The sequence below is a fragment of the Sphingomonas sp. genome (assembly GCF_019746665.1).
Taxonomy (GTDB): domain Bacteria; phylum Pseudomonadota; class Alphaproteobacteria; order Sphingomonadales; family Sphingomonadaceae; genus Sphingomonas.
This window is the reverse complement of sequence record NZ_JAIERS010000012.1, coordinates 184,989-205,294: the sequence shown is the minus strand read 5'-3', so window position 1 is coordinate 205,294 and position 20,306 is coordinate 184,989. Positions and strand designations below refer to the sequence as shown.

Annotated in this window: 17 protein-coding genes and 1 tRNA gene; 13 read left to right on the top strand and 5 right to left on the bottom strand. The window is 68.5% G+C overall.

Going from position 1 to position 20,306, the window contains the following annotated elements:
- Window positions 1–101: 101 nt before the first annotated feature.
- Window positions 102–3,248 carry an amidohydrolase family protein gene (locus tag K2X73_RS09385; RefSeq protein ID WP_294110356.1) on the bottom strand — a complete coding sequence of 1,049 codons (3,147 nt, stop codon included), beginning with the start codon at window positions 3,246–3,248 and terminating at the stop codon, window positions 102–104.
- Between the two features lie 234 nt (window positions 3,249–3,482).
- Here K2X73_RS09385 and K2X73_RS09380 point away from each other — a divergent pair, with 234 nt between their 5' ends.
- Entirely contained in the window at window positions 3,483–4,379 is an 897-nt protein-coding gene (locus tag K2X73_RS09380; protein WP_294110200.1) for an ROK family protein, read from the top strand.
- A 45-nt stretch (window positions 4,380–4,424) separates the two neighbouring features.
- On the opposite strand, the gene ald is transcribed toward K2X73_RS09380, so the two are convergent.
- Complete coding sequence (ald, locus tag K2X73_RS09375; protein WP_294110198.1) at window positions 4,425–5,519, bottom strand: alanine dehydrogenase; 1,095 nt, start codon at window positions 5,517–5,519, stop codon at window positions 4,425–4,427.
- A gap of 236 nt (window positions 5,520–5,755) precedes the next feature.
- Here ald and K2X73_RS09370 point away from each other — a divergent pair, with 236 nt between their 5' ends.
- From K2X73_RS09370 to trxB, 4 genes are all read left to right on the top strand, one after another.
- A complete protein-coding gene (locus tag K2X73_RS09370; protein WP_294110354.1) occupies window positions 5,756–7,630 on the top strand; it encodes a potassium transporter Kup in 1,875 nt (624 codons plus the stop codon).
- Complete coding sequence (locus tag K2X73_RS09365) at window positions 7,627–8,145, top strand: 2'-5' RNA ligase family protein (RefSeq protein ID WP_294110196.1); 519 nt, start codon at window positions 7,627–7,629, stop codon at window positions 8,143–8,145. Before K2X73_RS09370 ends, K2X73_RS09365 begins: the two co-directional genes overlap by 4 nt.
- Before the next feature lie 55 nt (window positions 8,146–8,200).
- A tRNA-Met gene (locus tag K2X73_RS09360) sits at window positions 8,201–8,277 on the top strand.
- Between the two features lie 102 nt (window positions 8,278–8,379).
- Window positions 8,380–9,351: a thioredoxin-disulfide reductase gene (trxB, locus tag K2X73_RS09355; RefSeq protein ID WP_294110194.1), complete on the top strand. Its 972-nt coding sequence runs from the start codon at window positions 8,380–8,382 to the stop codon at window positions 9,349–9,351.
- 52 nt (window positions 9,352–9,403) lie between these two features.
- Here trxB and K2X73_RS09350 read toward each other — a convergent pair whose 3' ends face one another.
- From K2X73_RS09350 to K2X73_RS09340, 3 genes are read right to left on the bottom strand one after another with little or no spacing between them, the layout of a single operon-like run.
- On the bottom strand, window positions 9,404–10,183 hold the full coding sequence (locus K2X73_RS09350) for a hydrolase 1, exosortase A system-associated (RefSeq protein WP_294110192.1): 780 nt from the start codon (window positions 10,181–10,183) through the stop codon (window positions 9,404–9,406).
- A complete protein-coding gene (locus K2X73_RS09345; protein WP_294110190.1) occupies window positions 10,171–10,806 on the bottom strand; it encodes a hypothetical protein in 636 nt (211 codons plus the stop codon). Before K2X73_RS09345 ends, K2X73_RS09350 begins: the two co-directional genes overlap by 13 nt.
- Window positions 10,803–11,075 (bottom strand): acyl carrier protein, encoded by a 273-nt coding sequence (locus K2X73_RS09340; RefSeq protein ID WP_294110188.1) that lies wholly within the window; start codon window positions 11,073–11,075, stop codon window positions 10,803–10,805. Before K2X73_RS09340 ends, K2X73_RS09345 begins: the two co-directional genes overlap by 4 nt.
- Before the next feature lie 90 nt (window positions 11,076–11,165).
- Between K2X73_RS09340 and K2X73_RS09335 the strand changes: the two genes are divergently transcribed.
- From K2X73_RS09335 to K2X73_RS09300, 8 genes are all read left to right on the top strand, one after another.
- Entirely contained in the window at window positions 11,166–11,396 is a 231-nt protein-coding gene (locus tag K2X73_RS09335; RefSeq protein ID WP_294110186.1) for a DUF3072 domain-containing protein, read from the top strand.
- 60 nt (window positions 11,397–11,456) lie between these two features.
- The gene (locus K2X73_RS09330; RefSeq protein ID WP_294110184.1) at window positions 11,457–12,953 is read left to right on the top strand and encodes an acyl-CoA ligase (AMP-forming), exosortase A system-associated; all 1,497 of its coding nucleotides are present in this window, start codon (window positions 11,457–11,459) and stop codon (window positions 12,951–12,953) included.
- Window positions 12,950–14,209, top strand: a complete 1,260-nt coding sequence (locus tag K2X73_RS09325; RefSeq protein WP_294110182.1) for a pyridoxal-dependent decarboxylase, exosortase A system-associated — start codon at window positions 12,950–12,952, stop codon at window positions 14,207–14,209. Before K2X73_RS09330 ends, K2X73_RS09325 begins: the two co-directional genes overlap by 4 nt.
- Window positions 14,210–14,282: 73 nt before the next feature.
- Window positions 14,283–14,909: an XrtA/PEP-CTERM system exopolysaccharide export protein gene (locus tag K2X73_RS09320; protein ID WP_294110180.1), complete on the top strand. Its 627-nt coding sequence runs from the start codon at window positions 14,283–14,285 to the stop codon at window positions 14,907–14,909.
- Window positions 14,910–14,922: 13 nt separating this feature from the next.
- Entirely contained in the window at window positions 14,923–16,434 is a 1,512-nt protein-coding gene (locus tag K2X73_RS09315) for an XrtA system polysaccharide chain length determinant (protein WP_294110179.1), read from the top strand.
- The gene (locus K2X73_RS09310; protein WP_294110177.1) at window positions 16,431–17,321 is read left to right on the top strand and encodes an exopolysaccharide biosynthesis protein; all 891 of its coding nucleotides are present in this window, start codon (window positions 16,431–16,433) and stop codon (window positions 17,319–17,321) included. The genes K2X73_RS09315 and K2X73_RS09310 overlap by 4 nt, the downstream gene beginning before the upstream one ends.
- Window positions 17,321–18,907 carry a hypothetical protein gene (locus K2X73_RS09305; RefSeq protein ID WP_294110175.1) on the top strand — a complete coding sequence of 529 codons (1,587 nt, stop codon included), beginning with the start codon at window positions 17,321–17,323 and terminating at the stop codon, window positions 18,905–18,907. Before K2X73_RS09310 ends, K2X73_RS09305 begins: the two co-directional genes overlap by 1 nt.
- A 28-nt stretch (window positions 18,908–18,935) precedes the next feature.
- A complete protein-coding gene (locus K2X73_RS09300) occupies window positions 18,936–20,306 on the top strand; it encodes an AAA family ATPase (protein ID WP_294110173.1) in 1,371 nt (456 codons plus the stop codon).

Sequence of the window (20,306 nt, the reverse complement as noted above, 5' to 3'; positions counted from 1 at the left end):
CCCCTTTAAGGTGTTTCGCCGCCCAACGTGCCGTCGCTGGCTTGGTTTCATGAACGGCGTACGCGCCGCCCCCTCCCCGCGAAGGAGAGGGGGCGCTGCACTCAAACGTCGCCGTCGCCGTGGCCGATCGCGGTACCTCCAGCACTTGCCTTGCCCTCGGCCTGCCACCAATAGGGCGCTTTCTTGCGGGTGCCGGTATCGACCTCGTTCAGTGTCAGCGGGTCGTACAGATGTCCGCCGAGCATCACCCGGTAAACCTTGTCCGAATTGCGGATGTCCTGGGTAGGGTCAGCATCGAGCACCACCAGGTCAGCGAGCTTGCCCACCTCGAGCGAGCCGATGTCCTTGGCATAGCCAAGCGAGGTCGCGGGCATGATCGTCGCGGCACGCAGGGCATCGATCGGGCTCCAGCCGCCGCGCACGAATGACCACATCTCCCAATGCGGCCCAAGCCCCGCTTGCTGGCCATGCGCGCCGATCGAGACCATCACCCCCTGGTCGGCCAGCTTCTTCGCCTCGCGGGCGCTATCGTCATCGACATAATCCTCGTCGGGGGCGAGGCTGCGGCGCGCATTGGCGGCGGCGAGCGCGCCGGGCGGCTCGTGCCGCGCCAGGATCGGGTGCTTCCATACGTCGGTATGCGCGCGCCAATAGGGATCGCCCGCTGGACCGCCATAGGTGACGACCAGGGTTGGCGTATAGTTGGTCTTGGTCTGACTCCAGAGCTGCACGACGTCCTGGTAGAAGACGCTGAGCGGCACATTGTGTTCGACGGTCGAATTGCCGTCCATCACCAGCGACATGTCCATGTTGAACAGCGAACCGCCCTCGGGGACGACGTGCAGCCCCTCGGCTTGCGCCGCCTTCACCACCATCTGGCGCTGTTCGCGGCGCGGCTGATTATAGTTCTTCACGCTGTTCGCGCCTTCCGCCTTCAACCGGCGAACATGCGCGAGCGCATCCTCATAACTGTCGATCTGTGCGTAGATGCCGGGCGCCTTGGCCCCATAAATGATTTCTCCCGTCGAGAAGGTGCGCGGGCCGATAATCACCCCGGCACGCTGCATTTCGCCGGCAACGAAAATCTCCGCTGCGCGCGAGGAGGGATCGTGGATCGTCGTCGTCCCCATGGCGAGATTGGCGAGCGCCGACCAATTCTGCTGCGGCACCAGTTCGTCCTCGCCCTGGGGGCCGTGGGCATGTGCGTCGACCAGCCCGGGAATGATCGTCTTGCCCTTCACGTCGATCAGCTTCGCGCCCGCCGGGATGCTCACCGAGGCGCGTGGACCGATTGCGGCGATCCGGTCGCCCTGAATAACGACGACGCTGTCGTTGATGATGCCACCGTCCTTCGCCGCCATCGTCACCAGCCGCGCGCCGGTGAGGACGACCGTGCCATTTGGCTTCTCGCTCGACGCTTCCATCGCGAGCGATACGCCGCCCGTCGGCGGCGTGAACTTGGCCGCGCCCTCGGCCGGCGGGGCCGAGGCGAAGAGTTGCGTGGGATCGGCCGAATAGAGCGTCGGCCCCAGGCTCCAATGCAGGCCCTTGGTCGACCAGTTGACGAAATTGGCGCCGTCGCCGCTCACCTTGGTCACTGGCAGCGGCCCGCCCTTCTGATCGGTCGCGACGTCCTGGGTGCCCGGTAGCAGCGGCATCACGAACGCTTGGTAATTCTGGGTGAAGGCAAAATAGCTGCTATCGGGCGACACCTGATAATCGCTCACTAGATCGCCGGTCGCGTGGACGCGCTTGGCCTCGCCGTTCAGGTCGGTCGAGACGAGCTGGAGCTTGCCCTTCTCCGTCGCGGTGAAGAACAATCGGTCGTTGCTGGTGCCCCATTGCGGCGTGCCGCCATCCTTGGTGACACGCGTCATCGCGCCGCCCGTCGTCGCGATGCGATAGACGCCGGGGTTCTCGCTCCAATTGTCCGCGGTCAACCCGCGCCCTTCGCGGCGTTCGAACGCGATCGTCTTGCCATCGGGCGAGAAGCGGGGGAGGGCATAATGGCCGGGCTGCGACGTCACCACCCGCGCCGCGCCGCCCGCTGCTGGCACCACCGCGATCCGGCCAAGCTCGGCGTCGCTCCAGGTGACGAAGGTGATCTGTTTGCCGTCGCGCGACCAGCTCGGCCACAGTTCGAACCCGTCCTTGGCGCTGGTCAGCCGCCGCGCCGCGCCTCCCACCATCGGCTTCACCCACAATTTGCCGAGGGTTTCGAACACCACCTGGCTGCCATCGGGTGAGACCGATGCCCAGCGCGGCATCTTGGTGGTGAACTTGGGAGGCGCGACCTCGATAGCGGGGTGTGTCGCATCGATCACGACGCGGGTGTCGTTCACGCGGAAGGGAATTTCGGTCGCGCCCGCGCCGTCGGCGCCAACGCGACGCAGCTTGCCGCCCGCCCAAAACACCACGGTCTTGCTGTCCGGCGTCCAGGCCATGTTGGGATAGACGCCGGTGACCGCCCAGGTTTCCTGCACATCCTGGTCGAGCGCGTCATAGATTTTGCGCTCCTCGCCCGATACGAGATCCTTCACATAGAGCTTGGAGCGCGCCCGCTCGCGGCGGACAAAGGCGATGCGCTTGCCATCGGGGGAAGGAGTGGGGCGGACCGAACCGCCCACGCCTTGCGCTACCGTCGATACCTCCCCGGTCTCCAGGTCATAGCGTTCGATGTGGAAGAGATCGGTGTTCGAGTTCTGGGCATATTCGAAGATCGGCCCCGGCGTGACGTTGCGCGTGTAGTAGAGGCCCTTGCCATCGGGCGCGAAGATCGGCTCGCCCAACTCCTTCTGCAGCACCTCCGTCGCGCGCTTCACCAGCTGAACCCCGGCGCCCCCCGAGACATGGTAGAGCCACACCTCGCCGGTGCCGAGCGAGCGCTGGGTCGTGAAATGCTTCTTGGCGACGATGAAGCGGCCATCCGGGCTCCAGCTCGGCTGATTGAGCAGACGGAAGTCCTCCTTGGTCAGCTGGCGCTTGTCGCCGCCGTCCAGGTTCATCAGCCATATATTGTCGCCGCCGCCGCGGTCGGAGACGAAGGCGATCCGCTTGCCATCGGGGGAGAAGCGCGGCTGCTGATCATAGGCGAGGCCGCTCGCGATCCGGGTCGGGGTGCCGCCGGTGATCGGCATGGTGTAAATGTCGCCGAGCAGATCGAAGGCGATCGTCTTGCCATCGGGCGAGACATCGACGTTCATCCAACTGCCCTCGGCGGTGTCGATCTTCACCTCGCGCGTGGTCATGCCCGGCGGGGCGTTGACGTCCCATTTCTGCTTGCCGGGCGGGGTTTGCGCGAGCGCGGCGGTGGAGGCGAGCAGGCTCACCAGGAACAAGCGGCGGATCTTCAAGGCATTCCCCCTTCTTGGCTTCATGCGCGACTATGGGCGCAGACGGCGTGGCGAGGCAAGTTGGCGTTCTCCCAGTTCCCGGTCCGGGCGCGCTTGCGGGGGTGGGCCGCGTCGCCTAGCCTTGGCGGCATGACCGACCCCCTGATCGCCGGCGTAGAGCTGGGTGGCACCAAGATCGTCTGCCTGCTCGCCCAAGGGCCGGAGGCGATACTCGATGAGGTGCGGCTGCCGACCACGACGCCGGCGGAGACGCTCGGCGCGATCGAGGCGGTGCTTGATGGCTGGCGGGGGTTCGCCGCGATCGGCGTGGCCAGCTTTGGTCCGCTCGACATCGACCGGGCGAGCCCGGGCTGGGGCTCGATCACCGTCACCACCAAGCCCGGCTGGTCGCAGACCGACATCGCCCGGCGGCTGATCGCCCGCTACGCGGTGCCGCTCGGCTTCCACACCGATGTTGTCGGCGCGGCGCTCGCCGAGGCCGAGTGGGGCGCGGCGCGGGGGCTGGCCGACCTGGCCTATGTCACGGTTGGCACTGGCGTTGGCGCGGGGCTGGTCGCGGCGGGCAGGCCGCTCGACGGCCTGAGCCATGCCGAACTGGGGCATCTGCGCCCCCCGCGCTTGGCGGGAGACGATTTTCCTGGCGCGTGCCGCTTTCACGGCGCCTGTGTGGAGGGCTTGGCGAGCGGCCCCGCGATCGCCGCGCGTGCAGGGCGCCCCGCGACCGAGCTTGCCCCCGGTGATCCAAGCTGGGCGATGGCCGCCGACGCGCTTGCTCAACTCGCCCAGGCGCTCACGCTGACCGGGGTGCCGCGCCGGATCGTCTGGGGCGGCGGGGTGATGGATCAGCCCGCCCTGTTGCCGTTGGTTCGCAAGCGCCTGGGAGAGAGCCTTGGCGGTTACCTGTCGCTTACGGCGCTCGACGATCTTGAAAGCTACCTCGTCCCCGCCGCGCTTGGCGGCCGCGCCGGGCCGCTCGGCGCGGTACTGCTGGGCCGGCTCGCCTTGGTGGAGGCGACGCGCGCCTGAGGATGTTCGGGCAGCGACCGGCTATGTGCGGCCGCTGCCCGACCTTTAGTTCAGCGGCAGATCGAGCGCTTCGGCGACCGCCGCGTGGCGGATCTTGCCGCCCGAAACGTTGAGGCCGTTCGCCAGGTGCGGATCGGCGGCCATCGCCGCCTCGGCGCCCAGATTGGCGAGCTTAAGCACGAAGGGGAGAGTCGCGTTGTTGAGCGCGAAGGCCGAGGTGCGCGCGACAGCGCCCGGCATGTTCGCCACGCAATAATGGATGACGCCTTCCTCGATGAACACCGGATCGTCGTGCGTCGTCGCGCGCGAGGTTTCGAAGCAGCCGCCCTGGTCGATCGCGATGTCGACCAGCACCGACCCGCGCTTCATCGTCTTGAGCATGTCGCGCGTCACCAGCTTGGGCGCGGCGGCGCCGGGCACCAGCACCGCGCCGATCACCAGATGGGCGCTTGCCACCGCCGCCGCGATCGCCGCCGAGCTGGCATATTGGGTCTTGATCTGGCTGGAGAAGAACATGTCGAGCTCGGCCAGACGCGCATTGTTGATGTCATAGATCGTCACATCGGCGCGCATCCCGACCGCCATCTGCGCGGCATTCACGCCCGAGACGCCGCCGCCCAGGATCGCGACCTTGGCCGGCGCCACGCCCGGCACGCCGCCCAGCAGCACGCCGCGACCGCCTTGCTCCTTTTCCAGATAATGCGCGCCGACCTGCACCGACATGCGGCCGGCGACTTCGGACATCGGCTTCAACAGCGGCAGGGAACGGTCGTTCGCGGTTACGGTTTCATAGGCGATGCACGTCGCCCCCGCCTTCATCAGCCCTTCGGCCTGCGGCTTGTCGGCCGCCAGATGCAGATAAGTGAACAGCGTGTGGCGCGCCTCCAGCAGCGCGATCTCGCTTGGCTGCGGCTCCTTCACCTTCACGATCATATCGCTTTCGGCGAATACCCGCGCCGCCGAGTCGACGATCCGCGCGCCGGCGGCGACATAATCCTGATCCTCGAAATCGATGCCCGCCCCGGCCTTGGTCTCGACCACGACCTCATGCCCGGCCTTCACCAGTTCAGCCACGGAAGGCGGGGTCAGCCCGACGCGATATTCGTGGTTCTTGATCTCCTTGGGCACGCCGACGCGCATTGTTCCTGCTCCGTTTTTTGTCGCCGAGACTCGGCCGAAGGCGCGCCTATAGACCCAGATCGCGTGATTGTCCCGTTGCGGTGGCGTGCCGTTGGTGCTAGGCGCCGCCCCGGTCAACAACCGGTGAACCGCCACCCTGTGATGCGCCCTGGCCATCTCTCCACCGGACCAAGCCGGTGAACGCCCCCCTCGACACCATCGCCGCGCCGCCCGCCGAAGCCGCGGTCAGCCCGAGGCTGGAACCCGTGCCTCCGCCCTCGCCCGGAATGCGCTTGGCGGTGAGCGCGATGGGGGTGGTGTTCGGCGATATCGGCACCAGCCCGCTCTACGCACTGCGCGAGACGTTCGCCGGCCATCACCAGCTGGCGCCCGATGCCTTCCACATCATGGGCGTGATCAGCCTGATCTTCTGGTCGATGATGGTGGTCGTCACTTTCAAATATGTCGGCGTGATCATGCGCGCCGATAATCGCGGCGCGGGCGGCAGCCTGGCGCTGCTCGCGCTGGTGAGCGGGCGCGGTAAGGTGGGGCGCTGGACGGGCGGCATCGTGCTGCTGGGAGTCGCCGCCACCGCGCTGTTTTATGGCGACGCTGTGATCACGCCGGCGGTCTCGGTGCTCAGTGCGGTCGAGGGGATCACCGTCGCCGCGCCGGGCTTCGCCAATTGGGTGCTGCCGGTGTCGGTAGGCATTCTCGTTGGGCTGTTCTCGATCCAGCGCTCTGGCACCGCACGGGTGGGGGCATTGTTCGGCCCAATCATGCTCGTCTATTTCGTCGCCATCTCGGCGCTCGGCCTCGCCAGCATCTGGCGGACTCCGGCGATCATCGAGGCGCTGCTGCCGCATCACGCGCTCGGCTTCTTTATCAGCGATCCGATGCGCGCGTTCCTCGCGCTGGGCTCGGTGGTGCTGGCGGTGACCGGGGCGGAGGCGCTCTACGCCGATATGGGTCATTTCGGGCGCAACCCGATCCGGGTGAGCTGGCTGTTCTTCGTGCTGCCCGCGCTGCTGCTCAATTATATGGGGCAGGGGGCGCTGCTGATGCGCGAGGGGATGGGGGCGCTGCACAATCCCTTCTATCTGCTTGCCCCGGACGGGCTGCGACTACCCTTGGTGGTGCTGGCGACGCTCGCCGCGACGATCGCCAGCCAGGCGGTGATCTCGGGCACTTTCTCGGTGACGCAGCAGGCGATCCAGCTGGGTTTCATGCCGCGGCTGCGGATCGAGCATACCAGCGCGTCGGCCGCCGGGCAGATCTATGTGCCGCTGATCAACTGGCTGATGCTCGGGATCGTGATCGTACTGGTGCTCGCGTTCCGCAGCGTCTCGCACCTCACCTCGGCTTACGGGATCGCGGTGACGGGGGCGATGCTGATCGACAGCTGCCTGCTGACGGTCGTCATCGCCCGGCTGTGGCATTGGCCGCGTTACAAGGCTGTGCCGCTGCTTACCTTGTTCTTCCTCGTCGATGGCGCCTATTTCGCCGCGAACCTGACCAAGATCACCGCCGGCGGCTGGTTCCCGCTGATGATCGGGATCGCGGTGTTCACGATCCTCACCACCTGGTCGAAGGGACGGCAGCTGATGCTCGCCCGGATGCGCGAGACGGCGATGCCGATGAGCGTGTTCATCCGCTCCGCCGCCACTTCGGCGACGCGGGTGCCGGGGACGGCGGTGTACATGACCTCTTCGGCGATCGGGGTGCCGCACGCGTTGCTTCACAACCTCAAGCACAACAACGCGCTGCACGATCGGATCGTCCTGCTGACCGTGAAAATCGCCGACGAGCCCTATGTCTCCGCCGACGAGCGCTGCTCGATCGAGGCGCTGGGCGATGGCTTTCACCGGATGATCCTGCGCTATGGTTTCGTCGAGGAGCCCGACGTACCGGCGGCGCTCGCCAATGTGGAGCGCTGCGGGGCGAGTTTCCGGATGATGGACACCAGCTTCTTCCTCGCGCGCCAGACCTTGCTCCCCTCAGCCAAGCCGGGGATGAGCCTGTGGCGCGAAAAGCTGTTCGCCTGGATGCTGCGCAACGCCGAGAGCGCGATGGAATTCTTCCGCCTGCCGACCAACCGGGTGGTTGAGCTGGGGAGTCAGGTGGAGATTTGAAGGCGGACGCTCCCGCTCCCATCATCGTCACCGCGCTGATCGGCGAGCCTGATTTCACCTGGCTCGATGGCCTGCGCCAGCGGCACTTTCCGCCCGAGCGCAATTTCCTCCGGGCGCATCTCACCCTGTTCCACCATTTGCCGCCGTCGATCGCCCCCGAGCTGAAGGCGCGGCTCGCCGAGGAAGCGCGCGCACCGGCGCCGCCAGCGAAGCTCAGCGCCGTCATGAGCCTGGGGAGGGGCGTCGCTTACCGTGTCGACTCGCCCGCGCTCACCGCGATTCGCCAGCGCCTGGCCGACGCGTTCGCGCCGCTCCTTACCCCGCAGGACCAGGCCGGCTGGCGACCACACATCACCGTGCAGAACAAGGTCGAGCCCCCGGTCGCGCGCGCGCTGCTCGCCGAACTTCAAGCGGGCTTCGTCCCTCGACCGCTCGCGATCGCCGGGCTCGCCGCCTGGTGGTATCGCGGTGGGCCGTGGGAGCCGCTGTCGCGCCATCCCTTCAGAGGCGCTTGACTTCGCCCGCCTGCCGCCCTTATGGTGCCCGCCTGCCTTGGGGCGGGCCTTTCGGGGCGGAGTAGCTCAGCTGGTTAGAGCACGGGAATCATAATCCTGGGGTCGGGGGTTCAAGTCCCTCCTCCGCTACCATGTGCGTCGGTGGTACGTAACATCGCCGGCTCGGCCTGCGTAATCCGGTTGAAACGCCCCTGCCATCGACCCTAGATGCGGGGCAAGCAACGGATAGAAGTCATGGCGACCCATCACACCCATATGCTCATCATCGGCTCTGGTCCTGCTGGGCTCTCGGCCGCGATCTATGGCGCGCGCGCCGGCATGAAGCCGATCCTGGTTCAGGGCATCCAGCCCGGCGGCCAGCTGATGACGACCACCGATGTCGAGAATTATCCCGGTTTCCGCAACGTCATCCAGGGCCCGTGGCTGATGGAGGAGATGCAGGCCCAGGCCGAGCATGTCGGCACGCGGCTGATGTACGACACGATCGTGGAGGTGGACCTGTCGCAGCGGCCGTTCCGGCTCATCGGCGACAGCGGCGACATCTATTCAGGCAACGTGCTGATCGTTGCGACCGGCGCCCAGGCCAAATGGCTCGGGCTCGACAGCGAGGAGCTGCTGCGCGGCAAGGGCGTCTCGGCCTGCGCGACATGTGACGGTTTCTTCTATCGCGGCAAGAAGGTCGCGGTAATCGGCGGTGGCAACACGGCCGTTGAGGAAGCGCTCTACCTTACCAACCACAGTGATGACGTGACGCTGATCCATCGGCGCGATTCACTGCGCGCCGAGAAAATCCTGCAGGAGCGGTTGTTCGCCAACCCCAAGATCAAGGTTCTGTGGAACAAGGAAGTTCTAAGGTTTGTGGGCGGCGGCGTCCCCGAAGGGCTGGTGGGCCTGGAGCTGCGTGACACGGTGACGGGCGCGGAATCGGCGATCGAGGTCGATGGCGGTTTCGTCGCGATCGGCCATCATCCCGCGACCGAGCTGTTTCGCGGGCACCTGACGCTCGACGCCGACGGCTATATCGAGGTCGAGAAGGGCTCGACCCGCACCAGCGTGCCGGGCGTGTTCGCCTGCGGGGACGTGATGGACAAGACTTATCGCCAGGCGATCACCGCGGCGGGTACCGGGTGCATGGCGGCGTTGGACGCCGAGCGGTTTCTGGCGGAGGCCGATTTCGAGGCGAAATTGGCGGTCGCGGCGGAGTAATGCACGCGCGAGCGTGCGAAGAGATACGGGCGCAAACACGCCTTGCTATCGCCTAGTCTTCGCTCAGCCCCGCCAGTATCCACTTCTGAAGCGCCGTCTTGTCTTCGGGCCGGGCGAAGCTGTGCGAGGCGGTCGCGAGCCGTGTGACATTCCCTTCCCAGCCGGCGCGGCGCGCGGCGTCGGCGAAGGCAATCGCCGTGGCGTCGCCCTCGGCGAGTAACAGCCGGGCGTCGGGGTGCGCGGCGAGCGCCCCGAACAGCGCCTGCTCCAGTGCCGACAGGGTTTCATGCCGTGCCGCAGCAATTGCCCCTAGCCCTCTGACTAACTTGTGTAAATCTATGCCGCCCCGCAGCAGCCGCAGCCAACTCGCCGGGTCGCGTAGCCGCTCGGCATAGTGCGCACGGAGCGCGGCGGGCGGGGGGAGGGGGGCGGCTTCCGCGATCGTCCAGGGGTTGGCGAGAAGCAGCCGTGCGAAGCGATCAGGGGCGTGGAGCAGCAGCGCGCTCGCCGCGTCGCAATTCCCGAAGCCGATCAGCCGCGTAACATGCGGGGCCGCGTCGCTAAAGGCGTCGAGCGCGGTGAGCAGATCGTCACGGGCGCCTTCGTAGCCGCTATTTATTCCGCTCGAGTCGCCCACACCGCGCCGATCGAAGCGGAACACCGGGAAGCCCGTGGCCGCCACCTGCCCCGCGAGTGACGCCATGCCGCGGTGGGCGCCGGCGCGCACTTCATTGCCGCCGGATACGATCAGCAGGCCGGTGCTACCAGCGGCCTCATCGAGGCTGCCGAGCAACGTCTCACCCGCGCAAGCGAAGGCGATCAGCCGCCGCATGTTGCGATCCATTCGGCGATATCGGCCGCAACCACCTCGATAAAAGCTGAATCATTTCCGGGCTCGGCGCGACGCCACAACGGCGGACCGGCCAAGCGTCGGTCGGCTGGCGCAGGGTCGGTCTCCAATCGCACGACGCGGCCGGGTGCATAGTCGGCGTCCCCCAACTCGCCGAGCTGGGCTTCGCTCACCGCATTGCCCGCCACCGTCAGGCCGTCTCCCTGGGCACGCAACCGGCGCAATTCGCGGACGAGATCGGCACCCGACTGCGGGCTCAGCCGCCAACGCCCGGCGACCTCGGCATCCGCATCGAGTAAGGCGCCGCCGCGGATCGACGCGATGAACGGTCGCCCGAGCTTCGCCGCCGCCGCCGCTGCTCCGGCACGAAGATCGGCCAATCGTAGCGCTTCTGTCGGCACCAAACTCTCGCCCTGACCTGGGAGCTCGGGCAAGGCGCCGGCGATCCCTCGCGCAGCAAGCGCGCGCAGCACGCCGACGCCGAACGCCCGCGTGCGGTTATGCTCCTCGAACAGCGGCAGCAGCAGCATCACGACCGGCGTCCCCACGGGGCCGAAGCGTAGTATCGCCTCGCGCCCGCCGCGCCAGTCATAAGCGTCGATCAACCAGCCACCTTGGCGCGGGCGAAGGCGGTGAGCGCGCCGAAGCTTTCGAGCATTTCGGCCTCCACCTCGTCATCGTCGATCAGGATGCCAAGCCGATCCTCGAGCTCGGTCAGCACCCCGGCGACCGCGATCGAATCGAACTCGGGAAGCGCGCCGAACAGGCCAGTATCGGTGGTGAATGCGGCCGCGCGATCATGGGCGATGCCGAGCACGTCGCTCAGCACCGCGCGGACCACTTCGTCGACCTGGGTTTCGTGCATGGGCGTCATGGTGCGCGTGCGTACCGCCTTGGCGGCGCGCTGCCAAGGCGGGGGAACGCTGGCGGCCGGCGGCCGTTGAGCGCGGCGAGGAGCGCCGCCATGACCGACCATGCCAATCCCAAGACCGAACCCTTTTCAAACGCTGAAAAAGACCCCGCCGATTGGACCACCGGCGACCAGCCGATGACGGGGGCACAAGCGAGTTATTTGAAGACGTTAAGCGAGGAAGCGGGCGAGGATTTCGACGCCAATCTCACCAAGGCGGAGGCCTCGCGCCGGATCGACGCGCTGCAGGCCAAGACCGGACGTGGCGCCGAAAAGCGCGTTTAGCGCCCCGCCCGGGCAGTCCCGCGCCCTTCACATGCAGCCCCGCGCCGCTATCAAGGCGGCATGGTACCGCCCGATCCCGTGCCGCGCCCGCTCGATCACCTCTGCGCGCGTGTCGCGTCCGAGGCGATCGCGTTGGAGGACCGCGGCGGCACGCTGACCTACGCCGGGTTGGAGCGCGCCGTTGGCGAACTCGCGGCCTGGCTGTTGGCGCAAGCCCTGACGCCAGGCGACCGGATCGCGACCTGGCTCCCGAAAACCCGCATCGCCTGCCTGATGCCGCTCGCCGCCGCGCGCGCCGGGCTGGTGCATGTCCCGATCAACCCGCTGCTCAAGCGCGCGCAGGTCGCGCATATCCTGGCCGATAGCGGCGCGCGGCTGCTCATCACCCAGCCCGCGCGAGCCGCGACGTTGGAGACGGGTGATCGCGCCGAGGCGCGCGTGGTGCTGGAGGACGAGACCGGCGGCGCCGACCCGCTCCCCCCCAGCACCGCCGATCCGCGGAGCCTCGCCGCGATCCTCTATACCAGCGGCTCGACCGGGCGGCCCAAGGGGGTGATGCTGAGCCATGCCAATCTTTGGCTCGGCGCGATCGGCGTCGCGCATTATCTGAAGCTCACGCCGGCCGACCGCGTGCTCGCGGTGCTGCCGTTCAGCTTCGATTATGGGCAGAACCAGTTGCTCTCCACCTGGGCAGCCGGAGGCCGGGTGATCCCGCTCGACTATCTCACCGCGCGCGATGTCGTGAAGGCGGTCGATCGGCATGACGCCACCACCCTCGCCGGGGTGCCGCCGCTTTGGGTGCAACTGCTCGAGGCCGAATGGCCGCCCGAGATCGCGGGCAAGCTCAAGCGGCTTACCAATTCGGGCGGCGCGCTGGGCGAACGGCTGGTGCGCGGGCTGCGCGCGCGCTTTCCGGGCGCGGACCTTTACGCGATGTATGGCCTGACCGAGGCGTTCCGCTCGACCTATCTCGACCCCGCGTTGGTCGACGCGCACCCCGAGGCGATCGGGCGGGCGATCCCCTTCGCCGAGGTGATGGTGGTCCGCCCCGATGGCAGCCGCGCCGCGCCGGGCGAGGCGGGCGAATTGGTCCATGCCGGCCCGCTCGTCGCCCAAGGCTATTGGCGCGATCCCGAGCGTACCGCCGAACGCTTCCGCCCCGCGCCGAGCTTCGCCGAGCATCAGGGCGTGGCGGTCTGGTCGGGCGATACCGTGGTCGCGGGGGCGGACGGCCTGCTCCGCTTCGTCGGGCGCGAGGACGAGATGATCAAGAGCGCGGGCAACCGCATCAGCCCGAGCGAGATCGAGGAAGCCGTTGTCGCAGGCGGCGAGGCGGCCGAAGCGGTCGCGATCGGCGTGCCCGACGAGCGACTGGGGCAGGCGATCCTGGTCGTGCTGCGCGGCGATCCGGCGCGCGAGGGTGCGTTGCGCGCGCGGCTGAAGGGGTTGCTCCCCAATTTCATGCAGCCCGCGCGGTTCGAGTGGCGCGCGGCGCTGCCGCGCAATGCCAATGGCAAGCTCGATCGCGCGGCGCTGAAGCGGGAAGTGACGCCATGAAACCCACCGGCCCGCTCCCGCGCGAGTTCGCGGCGCAACAGGGCGTGCTGATGATCGCGGGCGAACCGTTCGATCATTGGATCGCGCTTGCCGGGACGACGCCGTTGTTCGTCTATGATGCCGGCATCGTCGCCGCGCGGATCGCGGCCTTGCGCGCGGCGATGCCGGCGGGGCTCGGGGTGCATTATGCCGTGAAGGCGAACCCGTGCCCGCCTTTGGTACGCGCGATCGCACCTTTGGTCGATGGGCTCGACATCGCCTCGTCGGGCGAACTCGCGCTGGTGCGGGAGCAGGCGCCCGGCCAGCCGGTGAGCTTCGCCGGACCCGGCAAGCGCGACGCCGAACTCGAAGCGGCGATCGGCGCGGGGGTGACGGTCAATCTGGAAAGCGAGGGCGAGGCCGCCCGCGCGCTCGCCATCGCCGAGCGCCTGGGGGTGCGGCCAAGGCTCGCGGTGCGGGTGAACCCCGATTTCGAGCTGCGCGGCAGCGGGATGAAAATGGGCGGGCGACCCTCGCCGTTCGGCATCGACGCGGTCCGCGTGCCCGCGCTGGTCCGGCGGCTGATCGCGGCGGGCGCCGAGTGGCGCGGCTTCCACATTTTCGGGGGATCGCAGGCGCTTGATGCCCGCGCGATCATCGAGGCGCAGGCGCAGACCGTGGCGCTCGCGGCGCGGCTGGCGCGCGAGAGTGGCGCCACGCCGCCGCTGGTCAATCTGGGGGGCGGCTTCGGGATTCCCTATTTCCCGGGCGACGCGCCGCTCGATGTCGTGGCGGTCGGCGCGGCGCTGGGGGACGCGCTGGACCAACGCGACGCGGTGCTCGCCGATACCCGCTTCGCGATCGAGCTTGGCCGCTGGCTGGTGGGCGAATGTGGCGTCTATCTGACGCGGATCGTCGATCGCAAGGAGAGCGGCGGGCAGGTCTTCCTCGTCACCGATGGCGGGCTCCACCATCAGCTCGCGGCGAGCGGCAATTTCGGCACGGTGGTGCAGCGCAACTACCCGATCGTCGTCGCAAATAGAATGGGGGCGGCGGCTGATGAGACGGTGAATGTTGTCGGCTGCCTCTGCACCCCGCTCGATCGGCTGGGCGATCAGGTCGCGCTGCCCGAGGCCCGGATCGGCGACGTGATCGCGCTGTTCCTGGCGGGCGCCTATGGCCGCTCGGCGAGCCCCAACGCCTTCCTGGGCCATGCAAATCCGCCCGAAATCGTGGCCGGCGCGGCCAACGTTCCTAACGCTATCTTCACCTCTTAAGCGCATAGCCCATGCCGAAAGCTGCCCGTCCGGCACGCGCGAGCGTGTCCGGCGACCGCTGGAGGTTGAGAAAATGCGTCTGCCGATCGTCATCGTCACGCTGCCGCTGCTGGTGCCGGCCTCGTGCACCACCGGCGCCCGTCCCGAACTGCCCCCGGCGAGCTATGTCGCGACCCAGGAAGTGCCGGGCGAGGAATATGTGATCGGCCCGCTCGATCAGCTCAACATCTTCGTGTGGCGCAATCCGGAGCTGAGCGCGAAGGTGCAGGTGCGCCCCGATGGCCGCATCACCACGCCGCTGATCAACGACATGCCCGCCGTCGGCAAGACCCCGGCGATGCTGGCCGACGACATGAAGCTGGCGCTGGGTGAGTATATCAAGGATCCGATCGTCTCGGTGATCGTCGAGAATTTCGCGGGCACCTTTAGCCAGCAGGTCCGCATCGTCGGCGCGACCGAGAAGCCGGCGGCGATCCCCTATCGCGCGAACATGACCGTGCTCGACGCGATGATCGCGGTCGGTGGGCTCAACCAATATGCCGCCGGCAATCGCGCCCGGCTGATCCGTTATGACCGGGGCAGCGGCAAGCAGCGCGAATATGCGCTGCGCCTGTCGAACCTGCTCAAGAACGGCGATTCGCGCGCCAATGTCCGCCTGCAGCCGGGGGACGTGATCATCATCCCCGAAAGCATGTTCTAAGGGGGCGCGGGGGGTGAACGGCCTTTACGACGAATTGCGGATCGCGCTCCACGGCATCTGGGCCAGGCGCTGGCTGGCGCTGGCGGTGGCGTGGGGCGTGTGCGTGCTCGGCTGGTTCGTCGTCGCGCAAATCCCGGCGAGCTATGCCGCCAAGGCGCGCGTCTCGGTGATCGTCCAGTCGATCCTGCCCGGCAAGATCGGCATCACCCCCGATGAACAGGCCAAGGGCATCGACCGAGTGCGCCAGACGCTGACCTCGGCGGTCAATCTGGCGAAGGTGGTGCGCGGCACCGATCTCGCCAACACGGTCGCGACCGAGCGTGATGTGCAAGACCGTGTCGCGGGCCTGCAGAACGCGATCAAGGTCGTCGCGCAGCAGGACAATCTGTTCGAGATCAGCGCGAGCGCGAACAGCCCCAAGCTCGCCAAGCAGATCGTCCAGAAGACGATCGACATCTTCATCGAAGAGAATCTCCAGGGCGACCGCGACGAGACGAGCAGCACGCTCGCTTTCCTCGATGGTCAGCTGGGGCAGCGCCAGCAGCAGTTGCAGGCGCTGGAGACGAAGAAGGCCGATTTCCAGAACCGCTATCTGGCGAGCCTGCCGGGCACAGGCTCGCTCACCGACCGGCTGGCGAGCGCGCGCAGCCAGCTGGCGCAGGTGGAAAGCGATCTGGCGGCGGCGCAATCGAGTCTGGCGATGATCAACGGTCAGCTCGCGGGCGCGGGCGCCACGACCGGGGGCGGGGCGCCCGGGGTCGCGGGGCCGGCGCGGGCGCGGGTGAACGCGATCCAGGGCCAGCTCGCCGAGGCGCGCGCGCGCGGCTGGACCGACGAGCATCCCGATGTGAAGGCGCTCAACGCGCAGCTCGCGCTCGCGCTGGCGGCGGCGCGCAACGAGCCGCTCCAGCCCGGCACGGCGGCGCAGGCGAACCCGGTGTTCGCCGCGCTCAAGCCCGCCCAGGCCGAAAAGCAGGCACAAGTCGCCGCGCTCGGCGCGCGCAAGGCGCAGTTGCAGAACGATCTCAACCAGCTCCAGGCCAAGCTGTCGGGCGATCCCGATGTCGCCGCCGAACAGGGCCAGATCGAGCGCGATTATCAGGTGCTGAAGGACCAGTACGACAAGATGCTCGCCGACCGCGAGGAGATCAAGCTGCGCGGGCAGGTGCAGAACCAGCAGGGCGCGATCAAGTTCACCGTGGTCGATCCGCCGAGCGCGCCGCGCACCCCCAGCGCGCCCAACCGGCCGATGCTGCTGACGGCGGTGCTGATCGCCGGGCTGATCGTCGGCATCGGCGCGGCGTTCGCGGCGGGGCAGCTCAAGACGACGTTCCCGACTCCGCGCCGGCTCGAAAAGGCGACCGGGATGCCGGTGATCGGCGCGCTGAGCGAAGTGGTGACCGAGGCACAGCGCACGCTGCGCCGCCAGCGGCTGCTCTATTTCGCCGGCGGCGGGGCGGGGCTGGTGGTCGCCTATGTCGCGCTGATCGGGGTCGAATTCATTCAACGGGGGATGGCGGCATGAGCCGGGGATCGCTGCTCGAACGCGCCGCGACGGTCTATGACTTTGGCGAGGCGTTCCGCGCCCGTGAAGCCATGCCGCCGGTGGCGGCGCCCGCCGTGGCGCCGGCGCCGGCGACCGAGTCCGCCCCGGTGCGCTTCGTCCCGCCGGTCGAGGCGCCGGTGCGCGTGCCGATCGACCGCGCGGTGATCGAAGCGGCGGGGCTGATCGTGCCCGGCGGCGCGGTGACCCCGCTCGCCGAGGAGATGCGGCTCGCCAAGCGGCAATTGCTGCTCAACGCCCGCGCGCTGGCGGGGAAGGTGGGCGATCGCTCACGCCTCGTGCTCGTCACCTCGCCGCACCAGAATGAGGGCAAGACCTTCTGCGCGATGAACCTCGCGCTGTCGCTCGCCGCCGAGCGCGAGGGCGCGGTGCTGCTGATCGACGCCGATGTCGCCAAGCCCGATGTGCTCGGCCGGCTGGGGCTGAAGGAAGGGCCGGGGCTGCTCGACGCGCTGGCCGATCCCCGGCTCGCGATCGAGGGGCTGATCGTGCCGACCGATCTCGGCACGCTGTCGGTGCTGGGCGCCGGCGCGCGCAGCAACGCCGATACCGAATTGCTGGCGAGCGCGCGGCTGGGCGAACTGCTCGACGCGCTGCTCGCCGCCGATCCGCAGCGGCTGATCATTCTCGATTCGCCGCCCACGCTCGCCGCGAGCGCGGCGGCGGCGCTTGCGCTGCAAGTGGGGCAGGTGGTGCTCGTCGCCCGCGCCGATCGCACCGGCGAGACCGATCTGCGCGAGGCGGTGGCGCTGCTCGACGGCTGCCCCTCGATCAGCCTGCTGCTCAACGCCGTCACCTTCACCGCCGGGCCGCGCCGCTTCGGCTATTATGGAATGGAGGACGCCTGATGCGCGCCGCGCTCCTGACGTTCGGCATCCTGGCCGCGGCGAGCCCCGCCGCGGCGCAGAACAGCCGCCAGATCACGCCGTACATCGAACTCGGGCAGGTCGTGACCACCGATTTCGACGACACGCTCACCTACACCACCGTCGCCGCCGGGATCGACGCCAATGTCCAGACGCGGCGGGTGCACGTGCAGGCGAGCTATCGCTACGAGCGGCGCATTCCCTATGACGGGCGGCTGGAGGATGTGGACATCCATACCGGCCTGTTGCGCGGGGCGGTGCAGGTCGCGCGGCCGCTGACGATCGAGGCGGGCGCGCTCGCGACGCGGACCCGCAGCGACATTCGCGGGTCCGCGCCGGGGGTGCTGACGGGCAATGTCGCCAATGTCGGCCAGCTCTACGCGGTGTATGCCGGCCCGACCTTCGCGACGACGGCGGGGCCGCTCAGCGTCTCGGCGCAGTACCGCTTCGGCTATACCAAGTTCCAGGGGCCGAGCATCGCCAGCCCGCTGCCCGGCCAGCCGCCGCTCGACGTGTTCGACGATTCGACGAGCCATCTGGCGGTGGGCAGCGTCAGCTTGCCGGCGAATGTCTATCTGCCGGTGGGCGTCACCGTGTCGGGTGCCTGGGCGCGCGACGATGCGGGGCAGCTGCGCCAGCGTTATGACGGCAAATATGGCCGCGGCGACGTGGTGTGGCCGGTGCTCCCCACGCTCGCGCTGACGGCGGGCGCGGGCTATGAGAATATCCAGGTCAGCCAGCGCGACATCCTGCTCGACGCGACCGGCCAGCCGGTGCGCGACGCGCGTGGTCGCTTCCAGATCGACCCCGCCGGGCTGCGCCGCGTCGCCTATGACTTCAGCGGCGTCTATTATGACGGCGGCTTCATCTGGCGGCCGAGCCCGCGCACGCAGCTAGAGGTTCATGCCGGCGAGCGTTACGGCAGCTTCACCGCGATCGGCCAGTTCACTTACCAGCCGAGCAAGAATGTCGCGGTGCGGGTGTCGGGTTATGACGGCATCCAGACCTTTGGCCGCCAGGTGCAGGGCGGGCTCGCCGCCGCGCCGACCGCGTTCAATACCCAGACCAATCCGTTCGGGCAGGATTTCAACGGCTGCGTGTTCGGGCCGCAGGGCGGGGCGGCGGGCAATTGCCTGAACGGCGCGCTGCAATCGGCGCAGACCAGCGCCTATCGCGCGCGCGGGATCGACGCGGTGGTCTCGGTTAATCGCGGGCGCTGGGCCTATGGGCTGGGCTTTGGCTATGCCAATCGCCGCTATGTCGCGCCCAATGGCGGCACCGGCGTCGTGGTGGCGGGGCTGCAGGACGAGAGCGTCTATCTGCAGGCCTATGTCCAGCGCCAGCTCGACGCCAAGACGACGATCGACGCCAATGTCTTCGCCAATTACTTCCGCAGCGGCATCATCGGTGCGCCCCGGGTCTATGGCGTGGGGGCGACGACCGCGCTCACCCGGCGCTTCGGGCGACTGGGGGCGGTCGCCGCGCTGGGCATCTATAATAGCGGCCAGGACGGGTTCGGCGACGTAACCTCGCTTCAGGCGCTGCTGGGCGCGCGCTATAGTTTCTAAAGAGCCGGGCAGACCGGCCGGAGGGCAGATGTACGACGAGCATTATGGATTGAGTGGCCGGCCCTTCCAGCTGACCCCCGATCCGCGCTTCTGGTTCGAATCGGCCACGCACCGCAAGGCGATGGCCTATCTGGGCTATGGCCTGAGCCAGGGCGAAGGCTTCATCGTCGTGACCGGCGACATCGGCGCCGGCAAGACGACGCTTGTCGGCCATTTGATGGCGACGATCGACCGCGAGCGGCTGCACGCGATCAAGATCGTCTCGACCCAGATCGAGGCCGACGATCTGCTCCGCCTGGTCGCGACGGGGCTGGAGATCGACACCGCTGGCCTGCCCAAGGCGCAATTGCTGGAACGGATCGAGCGCGCGCTTCATGCCGTCGCCCGCAGCGGCCGGCGCACGCTGCTGATCGTCGACGAGGCGCAGGCGCTGCCCGTCGCCAGCCTGGAAGAGCTGCGAATGCTCTCCAACTTCCAGGCCGGCGGCCATGCGCTGCTGCAGATCTTCCTGCTCGGCCAGCCCGAATTTCGCGAGCGGCTGTACGGCAATGATCGGCTGGAGCAGCTGCGCCAGCGCGTGATCGCGACGCATCATCTGGAGCCGATGACCCCGGCGGAGATCGAACCCTATATGCGCCACCGGCTGAAGCTGGTGGGGTGGAGCGATCGCCCGCGCTTCACGGCCGATGCCTTCGCCGCGCTCTATGCCGGATCGGGCGGGGTGCCGCGCCGGCTGAACCAGCTCGCCGGCCGGGTGATGCTCTATGGCGCGATCGAGGGGCTGGCGGTGATCGACAGTGCCGCGGTGGAGACGGTGATCGCCGATCTTGCCGGCGATGCGGCGGCGGTGCCCGTTCAGGCCGCGCCGCCCCAACCCGCGCCGCCTCAGCCCGTGGCGCCTTCCGAGCCCGCGCCGCGCCCCGCGCCGGCGTCGCTTGGCGAGCCCGACTGGTTCGGGCCGGCCGCGCCGATGCCGGCCAAGGCCGATTGGTTCGAGATCGACCCGACTCCGCTGCCGCAACCGCCGAGCCGGACCGCGCCGGCGGCTGCGCCCGAAGCGGTGGTCGCGCCCGCGCCGGTCGAACCCGCGGCGCCGGTCCCCGCGCCGATCGCGCCGCCGAGCCTTGGCGATCCCGATTGGTTCGATGCCCCCGCGCCATTGCCGCTGCGCCGCGCGCCCGAGCCGGTGGCCGATGCCGAACCGACCCCGCTCGTCCCGGCGCCGACGCCCGAGCCCGAGCCGGAGCCGCGGATCGACCCGACGCTCGCCGCGCGCATCGCCGCGCTCGAAGCGCGGACCGACGAGCAGGACGCGGCACTGCGGCGTATCCTGACGCTGCTGATCGACTGGATCGAGGGCGACAGCCAGCGGCCCGACATCTCGTCCTTGCGGGGCTGA

Excerpts from the sequence above, each read along its gene's own strand:
- K2X73_RS09385 (WP_294110356.1), bottom strand. The coding sequence starts at position 3,248 with ATGACCACGCGCGAGGTGAAGATCGACACCGCCGAGGGCAGTTGGATG.
- K2X73_RS09380 (WP_294110200.1), top strand. The coding sequence starts at position 3,483 with ATGACCGACCCCCTGATCGCCGGCGTAGAGCTGGGTGGCACCAAGATC.
- ald (WP_294110198.1), bottom strand. The coding sequence starts at position 5,519 with ATGCGCGTCGGCGTGCCCAAGGAGATCAAGAACCACGAATATCGCGTC.
- trxB (WP_294110194.1), top strand. The coding sequence starts at position 8,380 with ATGGCGACCCATCACACCCATATGCTCATCATCGGCTCTGGTCCTGCT.
- K2X73_RS09350 (WP_294110192.1), bottom strand. The coding sequence starts at position 10,183 with ATGCGGCGGCTGATCGCCTTCGCTTGCGCGGGTGAGACGTTGCTCGGC.
- K2X73_RS09340 (WP_294110188.1), bottom strand. The coding sequence starts at position 11,075 with ATGACGCCCATGCACGAAACCCAGGTCGACGAAGTGGTCCGCGCGGTG.
- K2X73_RS09335 (WP_294110186.1), top strand. The coding sequence starts at position 11,166 with ATGACCGACCATGCCAATCCCAAGACCGAACCCTTTTCAAACGCTGAA.
- K2X73_RS09330 (WP_294110184.1), top strand. The coding sequence starts at position 11,457 with ATGGTACCGCCCGATCCCGTGCCGCGCCCGCTCGATCACCTCTGCGCG.
- K2X73_RS09325 (WP_294110182.1), top strand. The coding sequence starts at position 12,950 with ATGAAACCCACCGGCCCGCTCCCGCGCGAGTTCGCGGCGCAACAGGGC.
- K2X73_RS09320 (WP_294110180.1), top strand. The coding sequence starts at position 14,283 with ATGCGTCTGCCGATCGTCATCGTCACGCTGCCGCTGCTGGTGCCGGCC.
- K2X73_RS09310 (WP_294110177.1), top strand. The coding sequence starts at position 16,431 with ATGAGCCGGGGATCGCTGCTCGAACGCGCCGCGACGGTCTATGACTTT.
- K2X73_RS09305 (WP_294110175.1), top strand. The coding sequence starts at position 17,321 with ATGCGCGCCGCGCTCCTGACGTTCGGCATCCTGGCCGCGGCGAGCCCC.
- K2X73_RS09300 (WP_294110173.1), top strand. The coding sequence starts at position 18,936 with ATGTACGACGAGCATTATGGATTGAGTGGCCGGCCCTTCCAGCTGACC.